Source organism: Paenibacillus sp. FSL K6-2393 (genome assembly GCF_038002545.1).
Lineage (GTDB): Bacteria > Bacillota > Bacilli > Paenibacillales > Paenibacillaceae > Paenibacillus.
In genome coordinates, this window is the sequence record NZ_JBBOCU010000001.1 from 3,882,901 (window position 1) to 3,906,053 (window position 23,153).

At 44.8% G+C, this 23,153-nt stretch carries 22 protein-coding genes; 1 reads left to right on the forward strand and 21 read right to left on the reverse strand.

What is annotated here, in order from left to right:
- Window positions 1-13: 13 nt before the first annotated feature.
- The 5 genes from MHI14_RS17105 to MHI14_RS17125 form a co-directional block, all read right to left on the reverse strand.
- Window positions 14-1,168, reverse strand: coding sequence for a glycosyltransferase family 2 protein (locus MHI14_RS17105; protein WP_091030866.1), 1,155 nt, complete (start codon window positions 1,166-1,168; stop codon window positions 14-16).
- Between the two features lie 353 nt (window positions 1,169-1,521).
- Window positions 1,522-2,088 (reverse strand): TetR/AcrR family transcriptional regulator, encoded by a 567-nt coding sequence (locus MHI14_RS17110; RefSeq protein ID WP_091030867.1) that lies wholly within the window; start codon window positions 2,086-2,088, stop codon window positions 1,522-1,524.
- A 152-nt stretch (window positions 2,089-2,240) separates the two neighbouring features.
- A complete protein-coding gene (locus MHI14_RS17115) occupies window positions 2,241-3,719 on the reverse strand; it encodes an Lsa family ABC-F type ribosomal protection protein (protein ID WP_341130859.1) in 1,479 nt (492 codons plus the stop codon).
- A 376-nt stretch (window positions 3,720-4,095) separates the two neighbouring features.
- Entirely contained in the window at window positions 4,096-4,608 is a 513-nt protein-coding gene (locus MHI14_RS17120; RefSeq protein ID WP_240767999.1) for a GNAT family N-acetyltransferase, read from the reverse strand.
- A gap of 35 nt (window positions 4,609-4,643) precedes the next feature.
- Window positions 4,644-5,501 carry a MerR family transcriptional regulator gene (locus MHI14_RS17125; protein ID WP_165980164.1) on the reverse strand — a complete coding sequence of 286 codons (858 nt, stop codon included), beginning with the start codon at window positions 5,499-5,501 and terminating at the stop codon, window positions 4,644-4,646.
- Window positions 5,502-5,640: 139 nt separating this feature from the next.
- Between MHI14_RS17125 and MHI14_RS17130 the strand changes: the two genes are divergently transcribed.
- Window positions 5,641-7,146, forward strand: coding sequence for an MFS transporter (locus tag MHI14_RS17130; protein ID WP_341130860.1), 1,506 nt, complete (start codon window positions 5,641-5,643; stop codon window positions 7,144-7,146).
- Between the two features lie 266 nt (window positions 7,147-7,412).
- Here the strand turns inward: MHI14_RS17130 and MHI14_RS17135 are convergent, their stop codons facing one another.
- The 16 genes from MHI14_RS17135 to MHI14_RS17210 all read right to left on the reverse strand — a co-directional run bounded on the left by MHI14_RS17135 (window position 7,413) and on the right by MHI14_RS17210 (window position 23,090).
- The gene (locus tag MHI14_RS17135) at window positions 7,413-7,796 is read right to left on the reverse strand and encodes a hypothetical protein (protein ID WP_133384648.1); all 384 of its coding nucleotides are present in this window, start codon (window positions 7,794-7,796) and stop codon (window positions 7,413-7,415) included.
- A 144-nt stretch (window positions 7,797-7,940) separates the two neighbouring features.
- On the reverse strand, window positions 7,941-8,546 hold the full coding sequence (locus MHI14_RS17140; RefSeq protein WP_341130861.1) for a pentapeptide repeat-containing protein: 606 nt from the start codon (window positions 8,544-8,546) through the stop codon (window positions 7,941-7,943).
- Window positions 8,547-8,799: 253 nt separating this feature from the next.
- Window positions 8,800-9,408 carry a GNAT family N-acetyltransferase gene (locus MHI14_RS17145; protein ID WP_133384647.1) on the reverse strand — a complete coding sequence of 203 codons (609 nt, stop codon included), beginning with the start codon at window positions 9,406-9,408 and terminating at the stop codon, window positions 8,800-8,802.
- Between the two features lie 32 nt (window positions 9,409-9,440).
- Window positions 9,441-9,803 carry an Asp23/Gls24 family envelope stress response protein gene (locus MHI14_RS17150; protein WP_133384646.1) on the reverse strand — a complete coding sequence of 121 codons (363 nt, stop codon included), beginning with the start codon at window positions 9,801-9,803 and terminating at the stop codon, window positions 9,441-9,443.
- Between the two features lie 166 nt (window positions 9,804-9,969).
- On the reverse strand, window positions 9,970-10,446 hold the full coding sequence (locus MHI14_RS17155) for a hypothetical protein (RefSeq protein WP_133384645.1): 477 nt from the start codon (window positions 10,444-10,446) through the stop codon (window positions 9,970-9,972).
- A complete protein-coding gene (locus tag MHI14_RS17160) occupies window positions 10,443-12,461 on the reverse strand; it encodes a S9 family peptidase (protein WP_341130862.1) in 2,019 nt (672 codons plus the stop codon). The genes MHI14_RS17155 and MHI14_RS17160 overlap by 4 nt, the downstream gene beginning before the upstream one ends.
- A gap of 21 nt (window positions 12,462-12,482) precedes the next feature.
- Window positions 12,483-13,412 carry an ABC transporter permease gene (locus MHI14_RS17165; RefSeq protein WP_036670788.1) on the reverse strand — a complete coding sequence of 310 codons (930 nt, stop codon included), beginning with the start codon at window positions 13,410-13,412 and terminating at the stop codon, window positions 12,483-12,485.
- Between the two features lie 16 nt (window positions 13,413-13,428).
- Entirely contained in the window at window positions 13,429-14,346 is a 918-nt protein-coding gene (locus MHI14_RS17170; RefSeq protein ID WP_017688654.1) for an ABC transporter permease, read from the reverse strand.
- Window positions 14,347-14,448: 102 nt separating this feature from the next.
- Window positions 14,449-16,014 (reverse strand): ABC transporter substrate-binding protein, encoded by a 1,566-nt coding sequence (locus MHI14_RS17175; protein ID WP_341130863.1) that lies wholly within the window; start codon window positions 16,012-16,014, stop codon window positions 14,449-14,451.
- Window positions 16,011-17,222, reverse strand: a complete 1,212-nt coding sequence (locus MHI14_RS17180) for a M20 metallopeptidase family protein (RefSeq protein WP_289392404.1) — start codon at window positions 17,220-17,222, stop codon at window positions 16,011-16,013. The genes MHI14_RS17175 and MHI14_RS17180 overlap by 4 nt, the downstream gene beginning before the upstream one ends.
- Window positions 17,219-17,971 (reverse strand): FadR/GntR family transcriptional regulator, encoded by a 753-nt coding sequence (locus MHI14_RS17185; RefSeq protein WP_091030905.1) that lies wholly within the window; start codon window positions 17,969-17,971, stop codon window positions 17,219-17,221. Before MHI14_RS17185 ends, MHI14_RS17180 begins: the two co-directional genes overlap by 4 nt.
- A 397-nt stretch (window positions 17,972-18,368) precedes the next feature.
- Window positions 18,369-19,082, reverse strand: coding sequence for a glycosyltransferase (locus MHI14_RS17190; RefSeq protein ID WP_091030906.1), 714 nt, complete (start codon window positions 19,080-19,082; stop codon window positions 18,369-18,371).
- A 152-nt stretch (window positions 19,083-19,234) separates the two neighbouring features.
- Window positions 19,235-20,332 (reverse strand): Gfo/Idh/MocA family protein, encoded by a 1,098-nt coding sequence (locus MHI14_RS17195; RefSeq protein WP_133384640.1) that lies wholly within the window; start codon window positions 20,330-20,332, stop codon window positions 19,235-19,237.
- 12 nt (window positions 20,333-20,344) lie between these two features.
- The gene (locus tag MHI14_RS17200; protein ID WP_341130864.1) at window positions 20,345-21,268 is read right to left on the reverse strand and encodes an AraC family transcriptional regulator; all 924 of its coding nucleotides are present in this window, start codon (window positions 21,266-21,268) and stop codon (window positions 20,345-20,347) included.
- Window positions 21,269-21,292: 24 nt separating this feature from the next.
- Complete coding sequence (locus MHI14_RS17205) at window positions 21,293-22,297, reverse strand: Gfo/Idh/MocA family protein (RefSeq protein ID WP_341130865.1); 1,005 nt, start codon at window positions 22,295-22,297, stop codon at window positions 21,293-21,295.
- Window positions 22,298-22,565: 268 nt separating this feature from the next.
- On the reverse strand, window positions 22,566-23,090 hold the full coding sequence (locus MHI14_RS17210; RefSeq protein WP_341131719.1) for a DUF5412 family protein: 525 nt from the start codon (window positions 23,088-23,090) through the stop codon (window positions 22,566-22,568).
- Window positions 23,091-23,153: the final 63 nt, after the last annotated feature.

The window sequence follows — 23,153 nt, forward strand, 5'->3', positions numbered from 1 at the left end:
CGTTGTGAGTGAATTACCGAACTTTGGTTCCAGGCCAGCATCCATCGTAGATGCGATCCATTGTGATCACATTGCCATACAGGTCAATGATCAGATCCTTGGCTCGATGAGCATGTCTCATCTCAATCCAGTAGCGGTTCTCCAGCAAACGGGCGAAATTGTCCACCAAAAACAGTAACCGGTTCTCACTATGAATCAGTTCCTTGCCCAGTACCTGTGGCAGCCAGATGGCTCCATTGGAATTGAAGCGGTTTGAATAGTCACGTACTTCGGCTACATTTGCAAATTCAGCTTCCTCCAGCTTGGTCCAGAATGTATCGGCATCACTTCGAACCTCGGCAAGGTCAATGCCAACAATCGGCAGATGCTGGTATTCCCCTTGGCTTTCCAGCTGTGTTTTCAAATGACTGAAAACGAAAGGCCACACATCAGCCTCAATTTGACCGCCCCACTTTTTCCAGAAGCGTGCCAGATTGTTCTTGCGGTTGAAGTTGCGGTGAATGCCGCTGCTGCGTTCCCAGTGATACGCCTGAATATTCGGGTTAATGACCGTATCATATCCGGCAGCTCGTGCCCGCATCTGATAATCAAAGTCCTCGTATCCGTTAAAGAACTTCTCATCGAGGTTGCCGATGGTCTCATACACCTCCCGCTTCATGCCAAACATGGCGAACACCACCAGTTGAACAGAGAAGGTTTCTTTCGGGATATCATCAGGAGATGCGTTCAGGAACAGGTGTCGGCCGATGGTGTCCGCAAAAGCAATGCCGCAATGCTGCACGCCTCCTGTTTGCGGATACAACAGAACCCCTCCAATCATGCCAATCGTAATATCGCTATCCAGTGTCTCTTTCATCATCGGTTGCCAGTTCGGTTGAAGAATGGTGTCAGAATCCAGGAAGAAAATGTACTCCCCCTTGGCAAGACTCAGTGCGCTATTAATCGACACGGCGCAACCGAGTGGAAAATCATGCTGAAGAATCTCGATGGTCACACCTTCACTTACTTCTTGCTTCAGTTTATCCAGATGTTGAAAGACTGCTGAGCCGGAACCATCGTTGATGAAAATAATCTGAGTGGATGGGCTTACCGTCCGGAGTAACGAATCTGTGAACAGGTTCAAAATGTTATAGTCCTGGTTGACTGGCACAATAATGGTGTAAAGCATGGAATCCCTCCTGATTTGGGTTGATGGAATGAGTACATAAGCTGATTCGAACTGCACAATTGCAGGTAGTTCTGTCCGGCCCCCTCGTTTGAATATTTTGTCTTTATTTGGTAATGATTTGAATCTACTAGAAATTTATATCATTTTTTGTAAACTGGAAATCTTAAATTCTGAATCCTGTTAATATTTGAATCTCAGTAAAAATCAAGTCTTTGATGCTTGCGCACTGAGAAACGCTGTTGTGAACGCAAAAAAAACACCCTCAAAGAGTCTGCGTATCTAACGATACGATTGATTCTTTTGGGGTGTTTTCGTATTTAGATCTATTGTTTTTTACTTCAATTGGCGCTGACCTAGTGTTGCTTAAATCCATGATAAAACGTGTCTATTACAAGCGCAGGGGCTGCTTTTCTCGCGATATGACCACTTACAACCTGCTGCCACGTCAGGAACATGATGGAATACAGCACATCAACAATCCAGGTTTTATCAAGATCGGAGCGGAAGTAACCTTTCTGTTGTAACAGACCGACCGCATGCAGTACAGGTTGTCTCAGTTTCATATCTGCTCCCTCAATCTCGGGATTATAGTTAACGGTGGTGTCATGAGCCAGAAAATATATTTTGTCGCCTAATGGAATCAGCGCCTCGATCAGCTCAGGTATGTATTTTTCACAGTGCTCTTCATCCAGTTGAATTTGTTGCATGGTCTCACTGACCACCTCGATTGCGCGTAATCCCAGATGAACCATCAGCTGTTCGCGGCTTTCCACATATCGATGTAACGTAGCGATCCCGATTTTTGCAGATTCTGCAATTTCATTCATGGAAGCATTCGGTTTTTCAATCAGCAACTTGGTGGCCTCGTCCAAAATGGAATGAAGCCTGGTTTGTTTGATTGTAGTCATTTCCTTTTTCATTCTATTACACCTCTTGGCGAGTATAGTTCAACAATTGATCTGATCATCCATCATATGATTGGATTAGACTATAAAATTATAGCATACTTCCTCACGAGTAAAACTAAAAGCCGCCATTTGGCGGCTCTTAGCATCGTTATCTTTCCCGTTACTTACAGTTCGATGATTCTCGTTGCAATATTTGTACAAAATTCACGATCATGCTCTACAAAAAGCAGGGTTGGTGAGTATTCCAGCAGCAAGTCTTCGATCTGCATACGTGAAATGACATCTACAAAATTGAGCGGTTCATCCCAAATGTGCAGATGAGCTTTCTCACTAAGACTTTTGGCAATGAGCACTTTCTTTTTTTGACCTGCGCTAAACGTTGAGATATCTTTCTCCAATTGCATTCTGGAAAAATCCAACTTTCGAAGTATCGATTTAAACAGACTTTCATCAATCCCCTGTGTGGCCGCATACTCAGATAAATATCCTCCGAGATCGGACGTGTCCTGCGACACATACGAGATTTTAAGCTGATGATCCTTACGGAAAAGACCTGTATAAGGGATATCTTCACCACAGATCAGTTTGAGAATGCTTGATTTGCCAGATCCATTTTTACCGTACAGGGCAATACGATCCCCTTGTTCAACCGTGATACTGACATCCTTACACACCGTATTGGAGCCGTATGAGATCGACACATGTTCCAATTCAACAAGTTCATGCTTGTGAAAATCCAGCTGATGAATCTGTAGACGTTCTGCACTCTCGATATTTTTGAGAAGTTTGGACTTCTCCTGAATTGCAGATTGCTGCCTTTGTTCGATATTTTTGGAACGTTTCATCATTTTGGCAGCCTTGTGCCCAATATATCCTTTATCCACCTTGGAACCGGAATTTCTCGTACCATTTTTGGTTTTTTCAACTTCATGTGACCATCCACCGGTCCGTTTGGCTGAATCGGATAAACGTTTGATATCCTTTATTAATTTCTCATTACTCGCAAGTTCAAACTGATCTTGCCTTCTTTTATTTTCCCACCAAGCGGAAAAATTGCCTTTCTGAATCTCGATGTTACTCTTATTGATGGAAAGGATATGGTCCACGCTGTGATCCAGAAAGGATCGATCGTGAGATACCAAAATAAATCCACTCTTGCTGCGGAGATAATCACCTACAATTTGTCTCGCATGAAGATCAAGATGATTGGTAGGTTCATCAATGAGCAGAAACCGATTATCCTTCAGGAACAAAGCAGCCAGCATCACCTTTGTTTGTTCTCCGTTGGATAACGTATCGAAAGGCCGATACAACACATCTTCTGACACTTTCAACAGGTTAAGCTCGCGCACAACTTGCCAGTGCAGATATTCAGGATGAATCTCGCCGATGACATCGACGGTCATAGCTCCCTTATTCTCTACTTGGAAAGGAAAATATTCAAAGCTAACATTCGCAGAGATATGTCCGCTGTATTCATATTTGCCGAGTAACAGATTGAGGAAGGTTGTTTTGCCTCTGCCGTTCCTTCCGGTAAAACCCAATTTCCAATCCGAGTCCAACTGAAAACTAACATTTTCAAATATATTATCGTAACTGCCATCATAGGCAAAGGTCAGGTTGGTAACGTTAATTAAAGACATACAGATCATCCTTCTTATGTGAAATATAAAAGTAAACTGACGGGATTTCACCATTAAACATGGCATGGATTCCCTCACTTTAATATTTGAACATAATCAGAATTTAGATTCGCTTATACAATAAAGAAACCTGGCGATAAATCATTTAGCGCCGAGTAGATCTATGCATAGGAGGACAAAGTGTCGGATTCTGATTAGTAATATTGTGAACCATGCCACTGTTCATGTTCGTTGACAGGTCCACATAAACATCTACAACCTCTAATTCCGTCATCACTCCATCACCCCTTTACAAGCTCACAATTTGAATACAGAAAACTTAACATGGAATACAACATGGGTCAAGGCACCCTTCTCCCATATTGGCGCGTAGGGATTAATATAAATATCCTAAAAAGTCGAGTTCCCCTTCACCCCATGGCATGCTTCCCACTTCTTTAATCATTAACCCCTCTACCTTTTGAGTCCCAACTCCAACTGTGGTTAAGGTTTCATGATCAATTTTCAACCACTTACATGTGTTGCTCACCGTTTTGAATCCATTTTTGATGTACAATTCCTCATGATCCGCAAATAATAGGACAAAATCAACACGCCCTTTGGCCAACCTTTCCACTTCGGATATTAACAAAGAAGCGATTCCTTGAGAGCGAATAGCCGGGGAAACACACAAATCGATTATCCCCAACACTCTTATCGGTGTTCCATTCAAATTCATCATCCTGTAATCTAGTCCGACATGCCCAACTAATTGGTTATCAGGGGTAAATGCCAACACTCTGCCATGTGGTATTTGCTTAAAGAACAATCTGTCTTTTGGATAAACCTCTGGAAAACTGGCAACAAGTAATTCTTGAAGAAGAGCTGACCATGCTTCACTTAGATCCACATCATATGTTTTAATTAATTTCAGAAAAAATCCTCCTAAATCAAGCCATTCTGTTTTTTGCTTGTGTTATCAGCCGTACACACCTCTACGTAAATTTTGATGATGTACTCATCGGGATTACTTTCTGCAAAATAAGTGAGCAGGTCCAGTGCATACACATGACCACAGACTTGCAGTCCCTCTTTTTCTATCTCCTCTTTCATGAGGGAATACGTCTCCGGCATGCTTTCGTATGAACCTCGATGATTCATGACGGCATACATCCCTTTGGGCTTAATCCATATCGTTTCCCCTGAAATGGGAGCTTTTATTTTGTTGCCAAAGTAATCCGGATAGTATTCTCCTGCCTCATAGTGCTCCTGACGTAAGATCGTCCATACCGGAAATTCATAGTCGATCATCTGTTCATCACAATGGGTCCTGTATTCAATGAACTTACGGAAGAATTCCTTATCCCCATCCCCTTGCTCCAGTTGAACAGCAATAAAATACTCCAGCTCACATTGTTCAATATGCAGCCCTTCAGGAGAAGCATCCGTGGCTTGTTTCGTCATTTCAATGGCACCACTTAGCAGCTTTTGCATACGTTTGATTCGTTGTTGCTCCAACTCAAGTGCCTTTAATTTCTGTTCAAATAGCTCAATTAACAATGGTGTATTCTGATTTTGAATAAATGACTTAATCTCTTGGAGTGAGCTTCCTGCCTTCTTCAGCACATGTATGACATCCAGCACATACGTTTGTTGCATACCATAATAGCGGTAGCCCTTGGCATTGGTATATTCAGGCTTTAACAGCCCAATCTCGTCATAATGAAACAAGGTATGTTTGGTCACTCCGCAGATCTTGGCAAATTCACTGGTGGTAAAGTGTTGTGCGTGATGTCCAGCCATCTTAGGGCCCTCCGTGTACATATGTGGTCTAAGTTATAAAAGTATAAATGCATTATAGTGTGTAAATAAAGATTTGACTATAGGGTTACCCGATAGTTTAGTCTAAAATTGTAAGTTATTCATATCGCCGGAGGGAAACATGTCAAAATTCAAACGTTGGATGATTCTTGTTATTGTCTCAAGTGCGCTATTACTCATTGTGATGGATATGACCATCCTGTACACCGCTTTACCCAGCTTGACCCATGATCTCGGTGCATCTGCTTCGGAGAAATTATGGATTCTGAACGGTTACTCCCTTGTCATGGCGGGTCTTCTTCCTGCAATGGGAACACTCGGGGACCGTGTTGGTCATAAAAAAATATTTACCCTGGGCTTGCTCGTCTTTTCTGCTGCTTCTCTTGCTGCTGCCTTTTCTCCAGTACCGGCTGTACTAGTCATGAGCAGAATTCTTCTAGCTGTAGGTGCATCCATGATGATGCCAGCGACATTGTCGATTATCAGAGTTACGTTTACGAATGAGCGAGAACTCGCACTGGCGATCGGCATATGGGGTTCCATTGCATCAGGTGGTGCTGGACTGGGACCGATTGTTGGTGGACTGCTTCTTCAACATTTCTGGTGGGGCTCTGTGTTTCTAATTAACCTGCCTATCGCTATTCTTGCGTTTGTATTCGCCTTGAAAATGATTCCTAAACACCATGGGGATGCGTCGAAAAAGTGGGACTTCACCAGTTCCATCCAGATCATGATTGCCATGGTTGGAATTATCTATTCCATTAAGGAATTCACAAGACGCGAAGGATCCCTCACACTCGCTATCATTGCTGCTGTGATCGGTCTTCTGTCCCTGATCATCTTTATTCGCCGTCAGAATAACAGTACGACTCCACTGCTGGATCTGTCCTTGTTCAAAATTCCAAGATTCAGTACCGGCTTTATTACCGCACTGGTTGGCTTATTTGCACAAATGGGTGTGCAATATATGGTCACTCAGCGGCTTCAGCTGGTGGAAGGCATGTCACCTCTTCAGGCTGGACTATTCACCGTATCCATACCTGTTGCAGCACTCATTGCCGGACCTGTTACGGGGGCCATTATGCACCGTGTGGATGTTGTATATATCAAAAGCTTCACTCTCTTCATCGCTGCCCTTGGCATGGGGACGTATCTGATGTATTTCAATGCTGGGTTCACTGGGCAAATTATCGGTTTGGCACTGCTTGGTGCAGGTCTTGGATCAGGCATGACCGCTGCATCACATTCCATTATGAGTTATGCCCCACCTCACAAAGCGGGTATGGCAGCATCCATTGAGGAAGTAGGTTATGAGCTGGGCGGAGCATCCGGTATTGCGATTATCGGCAGCATGTCGACCTTGTTCTACACACTGGCAATGAAGATTCCTACGGGAGTTCATGTGCCAGCCAATGCGAAGGACAGTCTGGATGAAGCGCTTATCGCTGCCGAAAGCTTGCCTGCTGCGTCTGCTGAATTGCTCAAAAATGCCGCCTTTGCTGCATTTGACCAATCCTTCTTTGTTGTCATTGCAGGTGTGACCGTATTTCTGTTCATTGCTGCTCTGATTATGAGCTGGGTTGCCGTGCGCTTGAAACGAGCACAAAAACGCAGCGTTAAAACGTAATGAAATTCACTTCATGAAACAAAGCGAGGTATATAGAATCATGTGGTTTCCGATAACCAATGGATTTATTATTTTATTAGGTATATTTGCGATTTTTCTGATCGTTAGAAATTTGTCAAAAGAAGAGGATTAACTGCTGACTGTCGATAACTTAAACAGCTTGTTACCATTTCCAATTAAATTAACGTCAAAAACCATTACCTGATTTGTTTCAGGTAATGGTTTTTGATATGCCTGATAACCGAAGCTCACCACCCTGCGGCACCTCACGGAAGGTAAGCATCCTGTACCTCAACTTTGCGTTCATTCCCCATCGCAATGTATCTTACGTTAATGACATTTCCTTTCTGAAAGTGGGGAATATGTGTGATTGGAATATAAGTCTCTACAATTGTTGGGAAGGTGCGGCCGTCAACTTGGGTTACAGTCAAATCCAATCGCACGCCAGGCCTTCCATCCATACTGGATGATGTCTGTACAATATCATGAATTATTGCTTCTGTTGGAATTCCGTCCATCAGAATGCTCTTGCGAAGGTGATGTTTCTCTTTATTGTTACTTAGCAGTTTAAATGCCATAATCGTAGTGATCGTGCCTGTTATAAGCCCAAAGACAACAATAGCAATAAGAATAATTAATGTGACTGTCATGATAACCTCCTTTTATTTGAAACTTATGTTAACTACTTCTTGTTTAGATCTCTTATTCCTGCCTATTTTCTTTGAATCGGAAATGCTTCAAACTCAAAAAAGCCGCCTTAAGGGCGGCTTCATGCTGTGTATGTTCAACTCAACTTAGTCTACTTTCGCACCATACGAGCGTACAAACAGAACCGCTTGTTCGCGATCCAAACGTACGCCTTTGATATCCAGTGATTTCAGATCGATGCCTTCCAGGTTAGCCCCTCTTAAATCGGCCCCTTGCAGCTTGGCTCTGCTTAATACAACTCGGGTAAGATCACAGTCTCTCAAATCCGCTTTGGTGAAATCCGTGTCCGTAAAGTCAGCCTCAAAGAAACGAATTCCTCGCAGATCCTGTTTCCCCAAACGTGTATGTCTCAGATTTGTGTAGGACCAATCGCCGTGACTTAGTGTGATGCCATCCATCTGCGCACCTGAAAAGTCTGAACCTGTCATCTTGCAGGAGCTGAATTTGGAAGCAAATAGATTCGCACCACCGAAGGTGCAGTTTTCAAAAGCGGATTCTGTATGAATCGAACCATTCATCGAAGCCCCTTTGAAGTCACACTCGATAAATCGACAGTTTCTCGTTTCGATTTCTTCCATAGAAGCGTTCATAAATGTACACTGTTTGAAAACACAACTTATAAGTTCTCCATAGCGCAAATCACGTCCCTCAAAATGTACTGCTTCATATTCCTGATCCTTATATTGATACACTGGTTACACCCCACATTGTATATTTCTCCGTCTTTCTTCATTAAAAGAACTTTTTATACTATACCACACCCCTGTCAAGTACCTGCTTAAACCCATACAAAAGTCAAGTTACTTTTTTTATGAGAAAAATCTGAAAACTAAAAAAGGGGCGCATAAAGCGTCCCTCCAGCACACACTTTTAACTGTTCCAATGTGGGCTTATTTATGTGAAACTCTCCAGTTAGCTGCTTTTTTCTATTCGTATTAGAATGCACTACACCAGTATTTTGGACATTCGGTACAGGGATAACGACGGTTTATTGATTTCCCCTACTCTCTGGTATCCCAAACGCTCGTAGAGTTTAATAGCTAGTAGATTTTCCTTTTTAACCGTAAGTGAAGATTTGGACAGACCTTGTGTTATAGCTTGCTCCTCAGCAAAATGAATGAGGTGTGTCCCTACTCCTAGTCCTCTGCTTTCAGGCAACGTAGCCAATGTTCCGATGTGGTACTCGTCGTTCTCCGCTTCTTTTAATGTCACCATGGAGTAAAACTCTTTCCAATGTTGGAGATTATACTTAATCAGGCTCCATTTACGAAGTTCAAACAGTTTGGAGAACGTTGGCAAAGCGAGTTTGTTCATTAAAGTGGTTGGATAACACATGATCATGCCCAGCGTTTGGTTACCCATTTTGGCTTCATAAGCGTACTGGTGACTGAATCGGTTCTGTTTCGAGCGCCATAACTTGTTGAATGTTTTTTCTATAATGCCTTTATCCTTGGTACCTGCAAGCGAATATGCCATATATTCAAGTGCCATCTGATTTAGTTGCCCGCCGACTAAAGACTGTGGACTGGCTTTTGTTATGGAAATCTTATTCATCGCTGTCACTCCTCTAGGTAGTTGAAGTTGGACTAAAGCTTGGCAGCAGGTTGGTTGAATGATACCCCCTCGACGATCACATTCACCGTATCAATGGTTAACCCGGTCAGCTGTTCCACATGTAATCTCACATTGTTTTGCAATTCCCTGCAGACTTCATGTACTTTCGTTCCATAACGAACCACAACCTTTAAGTTAATCTCCAGTCTGGATTCTATCTTGCGAATGGCAATGCCATTTTGCAGACTTTTCCCACTCCACTTTTTGGTGATGCCTTCTACAAGTCCTGTCGACATGGAGGAAATCTCACTGGTGGTATTTGCGATCTTGCCGACAATTTTGGAGATCACATCATCCGATATTTGAATTTTTCCCAAAACATTTTGAATGGACATCCTAGGTCCCCCTCTTTATACCTGAATTTTTTGATAGATTAAAGTATCATTTAATAAAAATATAAATCATTCGGAGTCCGATTTCAACTTTTGAATTCATTCACTCACATTTCTACCTGTACATAGCAAAAAAACCGCGATCGTCGCGGTTTCTTCTTGGTCCATATTAAGGGAACTTCAATTGAATATGGACAGGAATGCGGGAGGATAACCCACTCTCTTTGCTGCCTTCTTCTGCTGCCTCTGTTTCTTCTAGTTGCACGATCCACTGCCTGCCAATTAACGATTGTAGCAATTCAATCTCTTCTGCGGTCAGTTGAATATGCTTCAGTGACAGTTCATCTTGAACATAGTCCCGATCCACCTTACGGTCAAACCGGAAATCGAGCAATCGTTTCAACCCGTTAATATGCAAAAACTTGAACTCATAACCTTGACGTATCGCCTTTTCCCAATCGTCTCCGATATCAGCTGCTGTCTGTAGTCTTTCATCAAAATCCATCGCGGATTCCTTAACCAGAGGGAGCAACCGGGAAAAGTCTCGACGTTGTAAACAATCAATAATCACTTCTTTTGGTTCCCCACTAGTCAGAACATTCTCTACAAGAAGCCCTACAGGAATGGACAGCTGAGTCCGACTCATCGCTCGCCCTCCTCATTCCCGAGGTACTGATTGAACCAGGCATTCACCTGTTCGAAGCTATCGATACGTAATGAAGGTTTACCGCTTTTGAGCAAACTGTGGTTGGAACCTGGATAACGAATCAGTTTGGTCTTTTTACCATATCGTTTTAGCGTAGTATATAATTCCTCCGCTTGTGCAATCGGTGTCCGATAGTCCTGCTCTCCGTGCATGATCAGAAGTGGCGTCTCAATGTGGTGTGCATGAGCAAGAGGTGAGCGGGACCACAGGAATTCAGCGTTTTCCGCCGGATTACCACCGATGACTCCCTCGACATAGGAAATACCGATATCACTCGTTCCATACATGGACAACCAGTTGGAGATGCATCGCTGAGTTACAGCCGCCTTGAATCGGTGGGTATGCGCTACAATCCAGTTGGTCATCACTCCGCCATAACTGCCACCTGCCACACCCAGACGTGAAGCATCAAGGAAATCGTATGTAGCCAAGGCATAATCAACAGCTTCCATCAGATCCCGGTAATCCCCTCCGGCAAAGTCGCCACGGCAAGCTCTGGCAAATTCTTGCCCGTATCCCATACTTCCGCGAGGATTGATCCACAGCACAGCGTAACCTTGCGCAACGAGTGTCTGCATCTCATGACTATATGTTCCCGTATACATTGCGTGGGGTCCACCATGAATCTGCAAAATCAGTGGCAGTTTCCCATTGGTGTCACGTATTGCCGGTGTGGCTAACCAACCTTGAAGCGGCCATCCATCGGAGGACGTAAACTCTACACGGGCTGGCACATTTACAGCCAATTCAGCCATGAATTCATCATTTCGCCGGGTGAGTCTGAACATTTCTCCACTGTCAATATCCACGCGATATAACTCTCCAGGGTGTTCATCCGTTAACGCAGCGATAATCAGCGACGTACCATCTGGTGTTAAGGTATACTGATACACATCCTTTTCACCAGGTCCCGTCACAGCTTGATAATTCTCATCATCTTGAATGCGATACACGTCCACATTCCCGTTATGCGTTCCGAGTACATATACACCACGTTCCGGATGATGGGCATCCGAGATTGGAGAAGGAGACGCACCTGCTGACTTCATATCCCCCAGCGCTGCGTTACCCATCTGCATATCTAATTGCGGTGCAATTATCCTGGGTTCACCTCGATGAACGGGGACAGCGTATAAGCTGTTGTGGCTCCCGCTTCCATATTCACGATCACTGGCGATCAGGATCAGCTGCTGCCCGTCGGAAGAATAGGAGAACTGGCTTATCGCCAGACTGGAATCCGTCACTTTGAAGAGATCATGCTCTCCCAATCGAATGCTGTATATATCCGTAAAGTACAGCATATCCGCATCAAGCTCCTCATCCTCTACTTGCTTCGAAATGAAAGAAAGCTGCAGGCTATCTGGCGACCATGCGGGAGCACTGATATTCCATAGCCCGGAAGTCACCTGCGTGATTTCCCCGCTTTTGAGCTCATATACAAACAAATGGCTGTATTGACCGTCCCACCAGCCAGACCCTTCCGCCTTCGGCGTTGTACGCTCAAAGACTTTACCTCGCAGCACAGGTACAGACTCCTGTTGGGCGTCTGCTTTCTTCTGTTGATCCTCCGGTTGCACTTTGCTGGTAAACGCAATGTACTGCCCGTTCGGCGACCAGATATAACTCGATATTTTACGTGCGGGAGATATCAGCATGACCGGCTCTTTTTGATCTGACTGAAGCGTCCATAGTCCTTTTCCACCATCCACTGAGCGAATGAATGTGAGCTGTGTGCCATCCGGCGACCACGCAGGTGAGGAATCCTTTGTCCCATCCGAAAGTGCAATATCTTCATCACCATCGAGGGAGATTCCTCGAATTTGCGTGTTATATTCGTTTTTATCCTGATCTATGGTCTGTTCCACATAAGCCACTTGCCCGTTCAGACTGATTACCGGCTGACTTATCCAACGATAGTGAACCAGATCCTCCGGCATAATTGGTCTTTGATTCATAATGATGGCTCCCTTCTCCGTTTATTTATGGGTTGTCTCCGTACGTGGATCAAGCACATCACGCAGCCAATCTCCAAGGAAAATAACACCGAGTACGGTAAATGTAATGGCTAGTCCCGGGAATGTAGCGACCCACCAGCTAGTTGCAACGTATTGTCTGCCATCACTAAGCATCCCTCCCCAGGATACATCGGGTGGTTTGATACCCAGACCCAGGAAACTGAGTGAAGCTTCCATAATAATTGTCGTGCCGACATTCATACCACAGATCACGATAAAAGATGAAAGGATATTCGGCAAAATGTGTTTCAGAATCAATCTTCCATTCTTCGCGCCAATTGATCTGGCTGCATGAACAAAATCCCGCTCTTTGATACTTAGTACTTCACTTCTTACCACACGGGTGAATGGAACCCAGTTCGTCACCCCGATGACAAAGATCAACGTTGTAATACCCGGGCCAACAATCGCCATCACAACAAGCATGAACAGGATGGTTGGAATCGCCATGAATGCATCACCTACACGCATGATGACGGCATCCAGCCATTTCCCGTAGAATCCGGATACCAGCCCCAGAATCGCGCCAATGATTCCTGACACAATCACGGCACCCATACCCACGATTAAGGAAACCCGGGCACCGTATACAATACGGCTCCACATGTCTCTGCCGAGATTATCGGTACCCAGCCAGTATTCGGCCGTTCCACCCTCAAGCCATGCTGGTGGTTTAAGTCGGCCCAGCGGATTCACCGCTGCTGGATCATGACTCGTCAATAGAGGTGCACCTATGGCAATTAACACAACCAACAATACAAGCACAGCACCAAACATTCCGGTCTTGCTGATGATCAGTTGTTGCCAGATATAACGAAATCCCGTTGGTGCACGCCCATTGTCTTGTTCCTGTTCTGTACCCGGAATTGGCATTTCATTGCTGCCTGTCATATGATTGCACCTCCTTCTAGTCGTATTTGATGCGCGGATCGAGTAACCTGTAAGCTACATCCGTCAAGATGTTAATTACTACAACGATAAAGGCAATGACAAACACCGCGGCCTGTACAATCGCCATATCATGTGTGTTGACTGCAACGACCAGCAATTGACCCAGTCCAGGCCAGGAGAATACCGTTTCCGTAATCAAGGTTCCCCCGATCAGACTTGTAAACTGCAAACTCATAATCGTCACGACCGGAATTAGTCCATTCCGAAACGCATGTTTCACAATGACAACCATTCGGCCTAGCCCTTTGCTGCGGGCTGTTCGAATATAGTCCTGGTTGAGAATCTCCAGCATGCTGGAGCGAATCAGTCGGGTCATCTGCGCAGCCAGTCCAACGCCAAGTGTAAATGCCGGTAAGATCAGATGTGACAATCCTCCGCGACCCGATACCGGCAATACGCCCAGCATGACGGAGAACAAGAGGATAAGCATAATCCCCATCCAGAAGTTTGGCATCGCCTTACCAATGACGGATATTCCTGAAATAATGAGATCGGTAAACGTATTGCGTTTGACAGCTGAGATGACGCCAAGTGGCACTGCCATAAGTACGGCAAAAAACATGGCGGCTACCGCCAATTCAAAGCTGGCAGGCAATCTCTCCAGCACCAGCTCTAACGCAGGCTGATTGTAGCGAAAAGACTGACCAAAGTCTCCCTGTATCGCACTGCCCAGAAACTTCACGTATTGCGTATATAAAGGCTGGTCCAAACCAAGTGCCTGCGTCAAGACAGCACGATCTTCAGCGGTAGCCGTTTCAGGCAACATTAGCGCAACCGGATCACCAGTGACTCGAACCAAAATGAACACAATTAATGAAACAATGAACAGCACCGGAATGATCTGTAGTAATGACTTAAGTACGTATTTGCCCATTCCTTGTTCACCTCCCTTTTAAAAAAGAACGGCAGGAACATGGTTATCCAGTCCCTGCCGTTCACGGCCTATCTTTTCAATGACCGGTTGTTATACCCGATGTTACTGTGCAACAGGTGTAATCTCGTCAGCATAGAACATCTCGTCACTGCGCGGCGCGAAGTTCACTTTAGCATTTGTTCCGTAGACACCTTCCATTTGGTACAGATATACGGCTGGGCGTTCTTCAGAGAAGATCTGTTGTACTTGCTGATACTCTTTCTCACGAGACGCAGGGTCCATGTTCACCAATGCAGATTGAAGCAGTTTCTCTACTTCAGGATTGTTGTAATCCGACTCGCCTTTTGCTTCTTCCAGCATATAACGATTGTAGTTGTTCGAAGCATCGAACAAGGAGTTACCAATACCAATCATGAAGATTTCTTTGAATGATTTGGAGCTGTAACGTTCACTGAATGCACTTGCTTCCAGGACATCCAGGTTGATTTTGAATCCGGATTGTTCCAGCATCGCTGCAACAACTTCAGCCTGTTCTTTGTACTGTGCAGAAACGGAGATGGTCATCTCGGCTTCACCTTCCGCATAGCCAGCTTCTTGCAGCAACTGTTTCGCTTTTTCTTGATCATAAAGTGACGTTTTGTACAATGAAGGATCCGCACCGAAGTTGCCTGGTGTTACGGATGTGCGGGTTACGATACCTGCTCCGCCGGCAATGCTGTCCACGATTCCTTGTTTGTCGATAGCCAGGTCAATGGCTTCACGTACTTTCGGATCAGCCGTGATGCTGCCTTCTGTCTGACGGAAGATCAACTGAAGTACACGCTGGATTGGCGCTTTGACAATCTTTTTATCTGCTTCGCCTTCGATCCGGGCAATGTCAGTGGACGGAATGGAAGACGCCACATCTACACCACCAGCAAGCAATTCGGATACACGTGTGGAGGCTTCAGGAATAACGCGGAATACCACTTCATTCCATTTTGGTTCACCATCGAAGTAGCTCTCGTTTTTCACAAGTTCCACACGATCATCTTTGGTCCATTTACTGAACTTGTAAGGGCCTGTGCCTACCGGTTGTTTCAGGAAAGCATCGAATCCTTTGTCTGCAATATATTTTGCTGGCAGAATGCCTGCTCCCATTTTGGACAAACGATTCAGGAGCAACGGATCTGGACCATCCGTGATGATGTCTACGGTATAGTCATCCACCGCTTTAACTTCTACGATATTTTTGAAATAACTGTTTTGTTTCAGTGTCTCGTCCTTGGCTACGCGCTCCAGCGTGTATTTTACATCTGCTGAAGTGAATGGATCGCCGTTGTGGAAGGTCACACCTTCACGCAGCTTGAATCTCCACGTTGTATCATCAACCTGATCCCATGATGTCGCAAGTCCCGCAACTTTTTTCTGTTCACTGTCATTTTTGATCAGATAATCAAAAACGTTGACCAGAACGGCCTCACTAGAGGTATTGTTGTTGTTGTGCGGATCAAAACTCTCGATATCGGTTGCCGCAGCAACGGTCAGTGTTGTACTTGCGCTTCCACTGCCTGTTCCTTCTGTTGCGGAACCATCATTCGTGCTTGTCGTTTTTCCTCCGCAAGCGCTGAGTACCATTACGACTGCCAGTAACGTGATCCATAAGCCTGTCCATTGTCTTTTTTTCATTGTGATTGCTCCCCCTCAGAAGTTGTATTCCTTGCCAAAAATTCAAGTGCTACTGCAGACAACATGCCCACACCATATGGCATTGCTGTCTCATCGAGATCAAACATTGGATGGTGGAGCGGATAACGAGTACGTTCCTCATCATTCCCAGATCCTAGTCTGAAAAACACACCCGGAATCTGTTCACAATAAAACGCAAAGTCCTCGCCCCCTGTGGAAGGTTTGATATAGCTCCATCCCTTCTGCGCATTAACCTGATCACAGGTTTCTGTCAGCAGGTCAACCATGCCGAGATCATTCACGACAACAGGATATCCATCACCGTAGACGACTTCGCATCCTGCTCCAAAAGATTCGCAGACCCCTTTGACAACCTGCTCGATCAAAGCTGGCATCCGCTCACGAATGGCAGGTGAGAGTGTACGAACCGTACCGATCATCTCAACTTCCGGGGCGATGGCTGTTCCCATATAACCTCCGGTGATTTTACCAATCGTGACTACTGCCGGTTCAAGTGGATCAACCATCCGACTGACGATATTTTGCAAGGCGGTGATGACCTGAGCGGATACCGCGATTGCGTCAATGCCCTCATGGGGACGAGCTGCGTGGCCACCCTTGCCAAACACCTTGATAATCAAGGGATCAGCTGATGCAAAAGCAACGCCCTGACTTACACCCAAGGTTCCCGTGTCCTGTCCAGGTGTCATGTGTAATCCTGCGATGGCATCAACCTTCGGATTCTCCAGAACACCGTCCTGGATCATGGCTCTTGCCCCTGCAAGTCCCTCTTCTGCTGGCTGGAAAATGAATTTGATGTTGCCTGATTTCGGTCTTCCAAGGCCAGTAAGCAATTGAGCGGCTCCCATAAGGATGGAGGTGTGAGCGTCATGTCCACACAGATGCGCTTTGCCTTCCACTTGCGAGCGGTATTCCACCGCTTTCTGATCCTGGATTGGCAGAGCATCCATGTCTGCGCGCAAGGCAAAGGTTGGTCCATCGCTCTCTCCGCGAAGCAGACCTGTAACCCCGGTCTGTCCCACATTGCGTGTAACTTCCAGCCCCAGGCTTTCGAGATGCTCAGCTACGATAGCGGATGTGCGATGCTCCTCGTAGCCGATTTCCGGATGCTGATGTAAATCTCTGCGCCAAGCACTTAACTGGGCTTGTAGTGGCTGAGCCAGCTGTATTAGTTCTGAACGATTCATTCGCTGTCATTCCCTTCATTTTCATCTGATTCAGAAACCAAACGGGCATAGATTGCATCCGCCGAGAATTCGATATGCCTTTTCATCGTCTCCTTAGACTTGATGCTATCATGGGCTTTCAATGCTTCAAGAATCTCCATATGTACACCGTGATTGACGGTACGTATCCGGTCATCATAAGGCATCAAGTCGAGCGCCGGATTAATTTTCGTCCGGATCTGTCTGACGGCTCTCTCGCAGTATGGATTCCCCGAAGCCTTGGCGATGGTCAGATGAAATTTCACATCCAGCGCCCTGAACCATTCCCTTGTGCAGTCTGGCTCTATACTTTGTTCCATATAGCCCTCAAGCAACTCCAGTTCGCCTGCGGTGATCCGCTCAGCAGCGAGAAAAGCTCCCTCCGGCTCGATGATGGTTCGATATTCAAACACCTTCAGCATTTGTGACCAATCCCGTTTAATTTCTTCTCTGGTCCGTTTATGCGAATTGGCTGTCAGAGGCAGTACAAATGTTCCACCTTTGGCACCCACCCTTTTCTCAATCAAGCCTTTCTCTTCCAATGAAGAGAGTGCCTCGCGAACGGTAATGCGGCTTACGTTAAAAATCTCTGCCAGATCTCGCTCGGCTGGAAGCTGTTCTTCACTCATTAATTCTTTCAAAATAATGGCTTCTTCCAGTTGTTCTCTAATGAATTCACTTACCTTTTTGGTGGATACTTTCTCAAAACGAAATGAAAACGTACTGGACATCTAAACACTCCGATCTGTATATGGTCTAGACCTTATACCATTAATATAATTCCGACTAAACTTATATGCAATACTTTTTTTCAAGTAAATTCATATTTTTTTCTCACCACCTCCAAATTAAAGCATTTTGGCACAAAAAAGACGCATCTACACGCAGCAGATGCATCTTCCCTTCGTTATTTACACGAGCCACTACGATGACAGAATAACCTTCCGATCGCTGTTATCCCCGGATTTCATTGAATCCCTTTTTGAAAGGGGTAAATCCGGAGATAGCGTATGCTTCCGATGTAGCTTTCTTTCAGAAAGCTTGTAGGCGAACGCTCCGCTTCTTCAGGTTATTTCTGTCCTCTCCGTTTTGTGTAAATGTTTAGTTTAATATATCTAACTCTGTCCTCTATAACTTTTTATTAGCATAGGGTCTGAAATCCTCTGTAACCGCAAGTTTCTTGCTTCCCTCCAGGTAAAAGCTGTCATCCGCTCTCCAGGTATGACTTTTTTTGTTCTGTCTACGGTGATAGACATAATTGTAAGGAGAGGTCGCGTACGCTTTGAATCCTCTTTTCCTGCATTGTCTCAGGAAGGTTACATCTTCCCCTATTGAACGGTCCGTGAAGCGGACTTTTTTCAAGATTTCTCTTTTAAATAGAATAGTTCCCCCTTGAACAAATTCAACCGGTTTATTTTTTTCAGCCGGAGATCTGACCAACAATGTTTTGGATGCGCCCAAATAAACGAGACACGAATGTTTTCCAACAATATCACTTTTGGTCCGTTTAAGTTCTCTCACCTGCTCTGTTAAATAATACGGCGAATAGTAGTCATCATCATCAAATTTGGCAATCAACGAAAAGCGTGCCCTTGTCATGCCGGCGTTCAGGCTTTGTCCTAATGAAATCCTCTCCGGAATTTGATATACATGAACATTGGCAAGATTTCGAACGCGGTTTTGGTATAATGCCAGATTCATACTGTCATGATTCAGGACAATGATCAGTTCTTTACTTTTATAATGCTGCCGACTGTAATTTTGCAGGATGTTGTCAAAAAATTGCGGCCGATTGGTACATACCACAATGGAAACACCATGACTCGTTTTGTGTTTAGTCAAGACATACCCTCTTTTCAGCTCAGTTTTCTCTCATCATATGTGCCGAAATAGAGTCTGGTATGGACCAATAGCTAGTGATCAAAACACCAAAAACCCTCTGCCCACAAAATAACGGGACAAAGGGTTTGGTAATCTATTGTTTTCTGTCTGTTCTAAGCTTCGTTATTGTTATTCAAATATACAGCCTTGCCTGTGCGAGCAGATTCATAAAGTGCTTCCAGGATTTGAGATACAACCAGCGCTTGTTTTGGTGTAACGACTGGCTCCTGATCGTTCTCAATCGCTTCAATCCACTTTCTCATCTCCACATCCGGTGCGCTCTCGCTCTTACCATCGTAGAAAGCTACCCCGCCTGCACTCAGTTCAATCTCATTGGTATATAGACGGCTGAATTTCTCGCCATTGATGCGCAGTCCGTTCTTCATATCCGCACCCGCTTCGCTGCCGCTCAAGCTACATTTCGCTTCATCCACGTCTAGTGAGTTCAGTGCCCAACTGGATTCCAGCATGATCGTTGCCCCATTCTCCATCACAATCATGCCAAAGGCCGAGTCTTCGACGGAGAATTGTTTCGGGTCCCATGGGCCCCAGGCATTGGCCGCATTTTCACGTTGTGAAAGCTCATGATAAGTCGTGCCCAGCACAACCTTTGGTTGATAGTTATCCATCATCCAGAGTGTCAGATCAAGTGCGTGCGTACCAATATCAATCAGTGGACCGCCACCTTGTTTCTCCTCATCCAGGAAAACACCCCATGTCGGTACTGCTCTACGTCTAATCGCATGTGCTTTGGCAAAATAAATATTACCCAGATCACCAGCTTCGCACACCTTCTTCAAATACTGACTGTCTTCTCTGAAACGGTTGTTGTATCCGATGGTCAATTTCTTGCCGGTACGCTCCGCCGCTTCCAGCATGAGCTGTGCTTCAGCAGATGTCTTCGCCATTGGCTTTTCACACATCACGTGTTTGCCTGCCTCCAGAGCAGCAATAGAAATCTCGGCATGAGAAATATTCGGTGTAAGCACATGCACAATATCCAAAGACTCATCCTTGAGCAATTCCTGATAATCCGTGTAGACTTCGGCTTCAGTAGTGCCATATTTCTGTTTGGCTTCATCTGCACGTTCCTGAACAATATCGCAGAAAGCCACCAGTTCAACATTATCCAGTTTACTCAGACTTGGCAGATGTTTACCATTCGCGATTCCCCCACAGCCAATAATTCCGATACGATATACTTTACTCATATATATTCACCCTCACTTAAGTATTGGTTGTTTCATTTTACGAAAAGCCGACGGGGTCATCCCCAGACGTTTGCGAAATACAGCATGCAAATAGTTGGCATTATTGAATCCTGAAGCAAGAGCGATCTGTTCAATGGATACGTTACTTTCTTCCAGATTGCGGCACACGGCGCGCAGACGAATATCCTCCAGCACACGGCTGAACGGCATCTCCGGCTGTACTTGGTAGAAGATTCGCTGCAATTGTCTGCTGCTGATATGAAGTTTCTCTGCTACATGTTCCAGCGTGACCACTGTAGGGTGATTCGCCTCCATATATTGCACTGCATACTCATAACGATACACCGACATATCCCGCACAGGGGCTTCTGGTCGATTCCCCCCGGTGTCGTATGCTCGCACGGTTTTGAGTAATATGCTGATAACCAGTTGCTTGATCGACGTATAATAACCTAACAATTTCTGATCACATGCCTCATAGGCTTCCAAAAAACAATGCATCGCCCGATGATAATCATTCACCGGAGTAAGCGGAAGCGTTCTCAGCTTTTCAATCGTTTCCTCGGATTCTGCTGCTTCCCAGGGATCGACATGTTCTCTTGGCTTGTGAACGATATCCACATGAAGACACAGTTCATCCATGTCCTCTTTGGCATCCGCCTCCTGATAATGAACGACACCCGGTCCAGTCAAATACAGCATTCCTTCAGAGAGAGCATGTGTCTGCTCATCGAGTATAACTTTGCCTTTACCTCTTGGGATAAAATGAAACTCAAACTCCGCATGATTATGGAAATCCACAACTCGGCCCGCTGGAAAAGAAGTCAGATGAAATCGCATCACGCGAATCTCATAATGTCCCCAAACCATTAGAATATCCAGTCTCTCCAGGAGATCCTGCCGTTCAAGCATTTTCTCATAAGGATTCAGGCTCAAGATTGCATACCTCCTTAATAAAACCTAACCCTTCAACTCATTGAGAGCTATTCTACGTTCTTCCTTGGCAGAGAGATTCGCAGCTTCCATCATACGGGTCAGCTCCATAGCGATCTGCACGTTTTCAGTTGCATCCGTATCATTCTGTATATGTGCAACCCACTGATTGAATGCGCTTTCTCTTTTGTCTGCCAAAGGAAGTTCTGTCCAGTCATCATATTTCCCCTGTGCTGCTTTTGTACGAATCAATAACTTGTCATCAGGTGTTCCATACAGAAGTGTACCTTCCGTACCATGAACCTCAATCGTAAACGGAGAATGGCTGTTCACAAAACCAGCTTCAACAACGCCGACTGCTCCGGAATCCGTAAACAAGGTTGCAACTGCATTATCTTCCACTTCTTTGCCTGTAATGTATCCGAAGTTCGCATTAACCGCTGTTACTTCCTGACCCAAAAACAGTTTGGCGAGATACATTGGATGGCAGCCCAGATCAATCAGCGCACCGCCCTGACAATCTTTCAGATCATAGAAGTGTTCAGGCAACCAGTTCGAGATCGCTCCATCATGCGATAAACGCGCTCTAACATACGTCACTTTGCCAAGTAATCCTTGGTCAAGTACATCCTGAATGGTTAGTGTGTATCCTGCATTCAGACGTGGTAAGGAAACTGTCATCTTGACCTTGTTTGCCTTCACCTCATCAAGGATTCTGTTGGATCCTGCCTGTGTCGACGCAATAACCTTCTCCGTGAAGATATGTTTACCTGCTTTTGCAGCAGCGGTGATCACCTCTTCATGGATGCGGGTTGGCGCATCTACAATAACGGCATCGATGTCATCCTTGGCCAGCATATCTTCGAGTGAAGCATAGTATGGTACGTTTAAGCGTTCAGCGGCTTCCTGTCCCCGCTTGGCATCTTCATCCCACACAGCGGCGATGACTGTATCCTCATGTTCCTGTGCCTGCTTGATGTAATCCCATGCGTGTACATGCCACAAGCTAATTTTTCCAATTCGAATGGTCAATGTGTCTTACCTCCATACTATATAATATTCTGACATTTATCTATAATTTATCACAGACTTAATCTATTTTTAATAGAAACTCACGACAATTAATGTACAAAATCACGACATGAATATCTTCTTTTAAAATCATTCATAAAAAAACCTCAAAGGATTCTTGATGATGATCTCTTCTCTTCTATCCATCTTTTTCTCGAAACGCAAAAAAGCAAAACTCCGTAAAGGAATTTCACTTTAGCTATCAGTTGAGAAAAAAATCCTATAAAGTTTAAGGGCTACGGCGTACCGTTTCACCACTCAATAAATTAACTTTTTGATCATTGATTGAAATCGTGTGGTTATCGACCCATTCCAAGTCTACCTGATCCGTCTTTCCCTCATAATAAAATACTCTTTTAAACCAAAGTGGGCCTTTTAATTCCCCCATAACGCCAAACGATCCCATGGCTCCAGCGTCAGTTTTATAGAAACTTATTGTATAGTGCTTATCTGGTGAATGCGTAGTCGTTAGTAATTGTTTTGATCCTGAAAATATCGATGTAAATGACAAAGCACCCAAAAGGATGAAGATCAATACTAAGGATAGAACCGTTGAGATCCAACTTCTTACCTTAGTAGACTTGTTCGATTTATCTTTGAAACCAAGTAAAGCTAAAGCCAGTCCTAAAATAGAAAGAATTAGTATTACAAAGTTTGGAGGACTAACTAGCCATTTATTATTCATATGAGAATATAGTGAGTACATCGAAACAAAGTACAAAATCAGGACTAAAAACAAAGCAATCCAGCTCATTTTTTTCACTAAAATTGAACCCCCTCTTCCCACAAATAGATTACACTTAGTGAACCTGAATGT

Bases quoted from the DNA above. Each gene is read 5' to 3' on its own strand.
- MHI14_RS17155 (WP_133384645.1), bottom strand. From the start codon at position 10,446: ATGAGTCGGACTCAGCTGTCCATTCCTGTAGGGCTTCTTGTAGAGAAT.
- MHI14_RS17135 (WP_133384648.1), bottom strand. From the start codon at position 7,796: ATGACAGTCACATTAATTATTCTTATTGCTATTGTTGTCTTTGGGCTT.
- MHI14_RS17185 (WP_091030905.1), bottom strand. From the start codon at position 17,971: ATGTCCAGTACGTTTTCATTTCGTTTTGAGAAAGTATCCACCAAAAAG.
- MHI14_RS17115 (WP_341130859.1), bottom strand. From the start codon at position 3,719: ATGTCTTTAATTAACGTTACCAACCTGACCTTTGCCTATGATGGCAGT.
- MHI14_RS17145 (WP_133384647.1), bottom strand. From the start codon at position 9,408: ATGAATAAGATTTCCATAACAAAAGCCAGTCCACAGTCTTTAGTCGGC.
- MHI14_RS17125 (WP_165980164.1), bottom strand. From the start codon at position 5,501: ATGGCTGGACATCACGCACAACACTTTACCACCAGTGAATTTGCCAAG.
- MHI14_RS17165 (WP_036670788.1), bottom strand. From the start codon at position 13,412: ATGACAGGCAGCAATGAAATGCCAATTCCGGGTACAGAACAGGAACAA.
- MHI14_RS17130 (WP_341130860.1), top strand. From the start codon at position 5,641: ATGTCAAAATTCAAACGTTGGATGATTCTTGTTATTGTCTCAAGTGCG.
- MHI14_RS17150 (WP_133384646.1), bottom strand. From the start codon at position 9,803: ATGTCCATTCAAAATGTTTTGGGAAAAATTCAAATATCGGATGATGTG.
- MHI14_RS17170 (WP_017688654.1), bottom strand. From the start codon at position 14,346: ATGGGCAAATACGTACTTAAGTCATTACTACAGATCATTCCGGTGCTG.
- MHI14_RS17175 (WP_341130863.1), bottom strand. From the start codon at position 16,014: ATGAAAAAAAGACAATGGACAGGCTTATGGATCACGTTACTGGCAGTC.
- MHI14_RS17210 (WP_341131719.1), bottom strand. From the start codon at position 23,090: ATGAGCTGGATTGCTTTGTTTTTAGTCCTGATTTTGTACTTTGTTTCG.
- MHI14_RS17110 (WP_091030867.1), bottom strand. From the start codon at position 2,088: ATGAAAAAGGAAATGACTACAATCAAACAAACCAGGCTTCATTCCATT.
- MHI14_RS17195 (WP_133384640.1), bottom strand. From the start codon at position 20,332: ATGAGTAAAGTATATCGTATCGGAATTATTGGCTGTGGGGGAATCGCG.
- MHI14_RS17180 (WP_289392404.1), bottom strand. From the start codon at position 17,222: ATGAATCGTTCAGAACTAATACAGCTGGCTCAGCCACTACAAGCCCAG.
- MHI14_RS17105 (WP_091030866.1), bottom strand. From the start codon at position 1,168: ATGCTTTACACCATTATTGTGCCAGTCAACCAGGACTATAACATTTTG.
- MHI14_RS17160 (WP_341130862.1), bottom strand. From the start codon at position 12,461: ATGAATCAAAGACCAATTATGCCGGAGGATCTGGTTCACTATCGTTGG.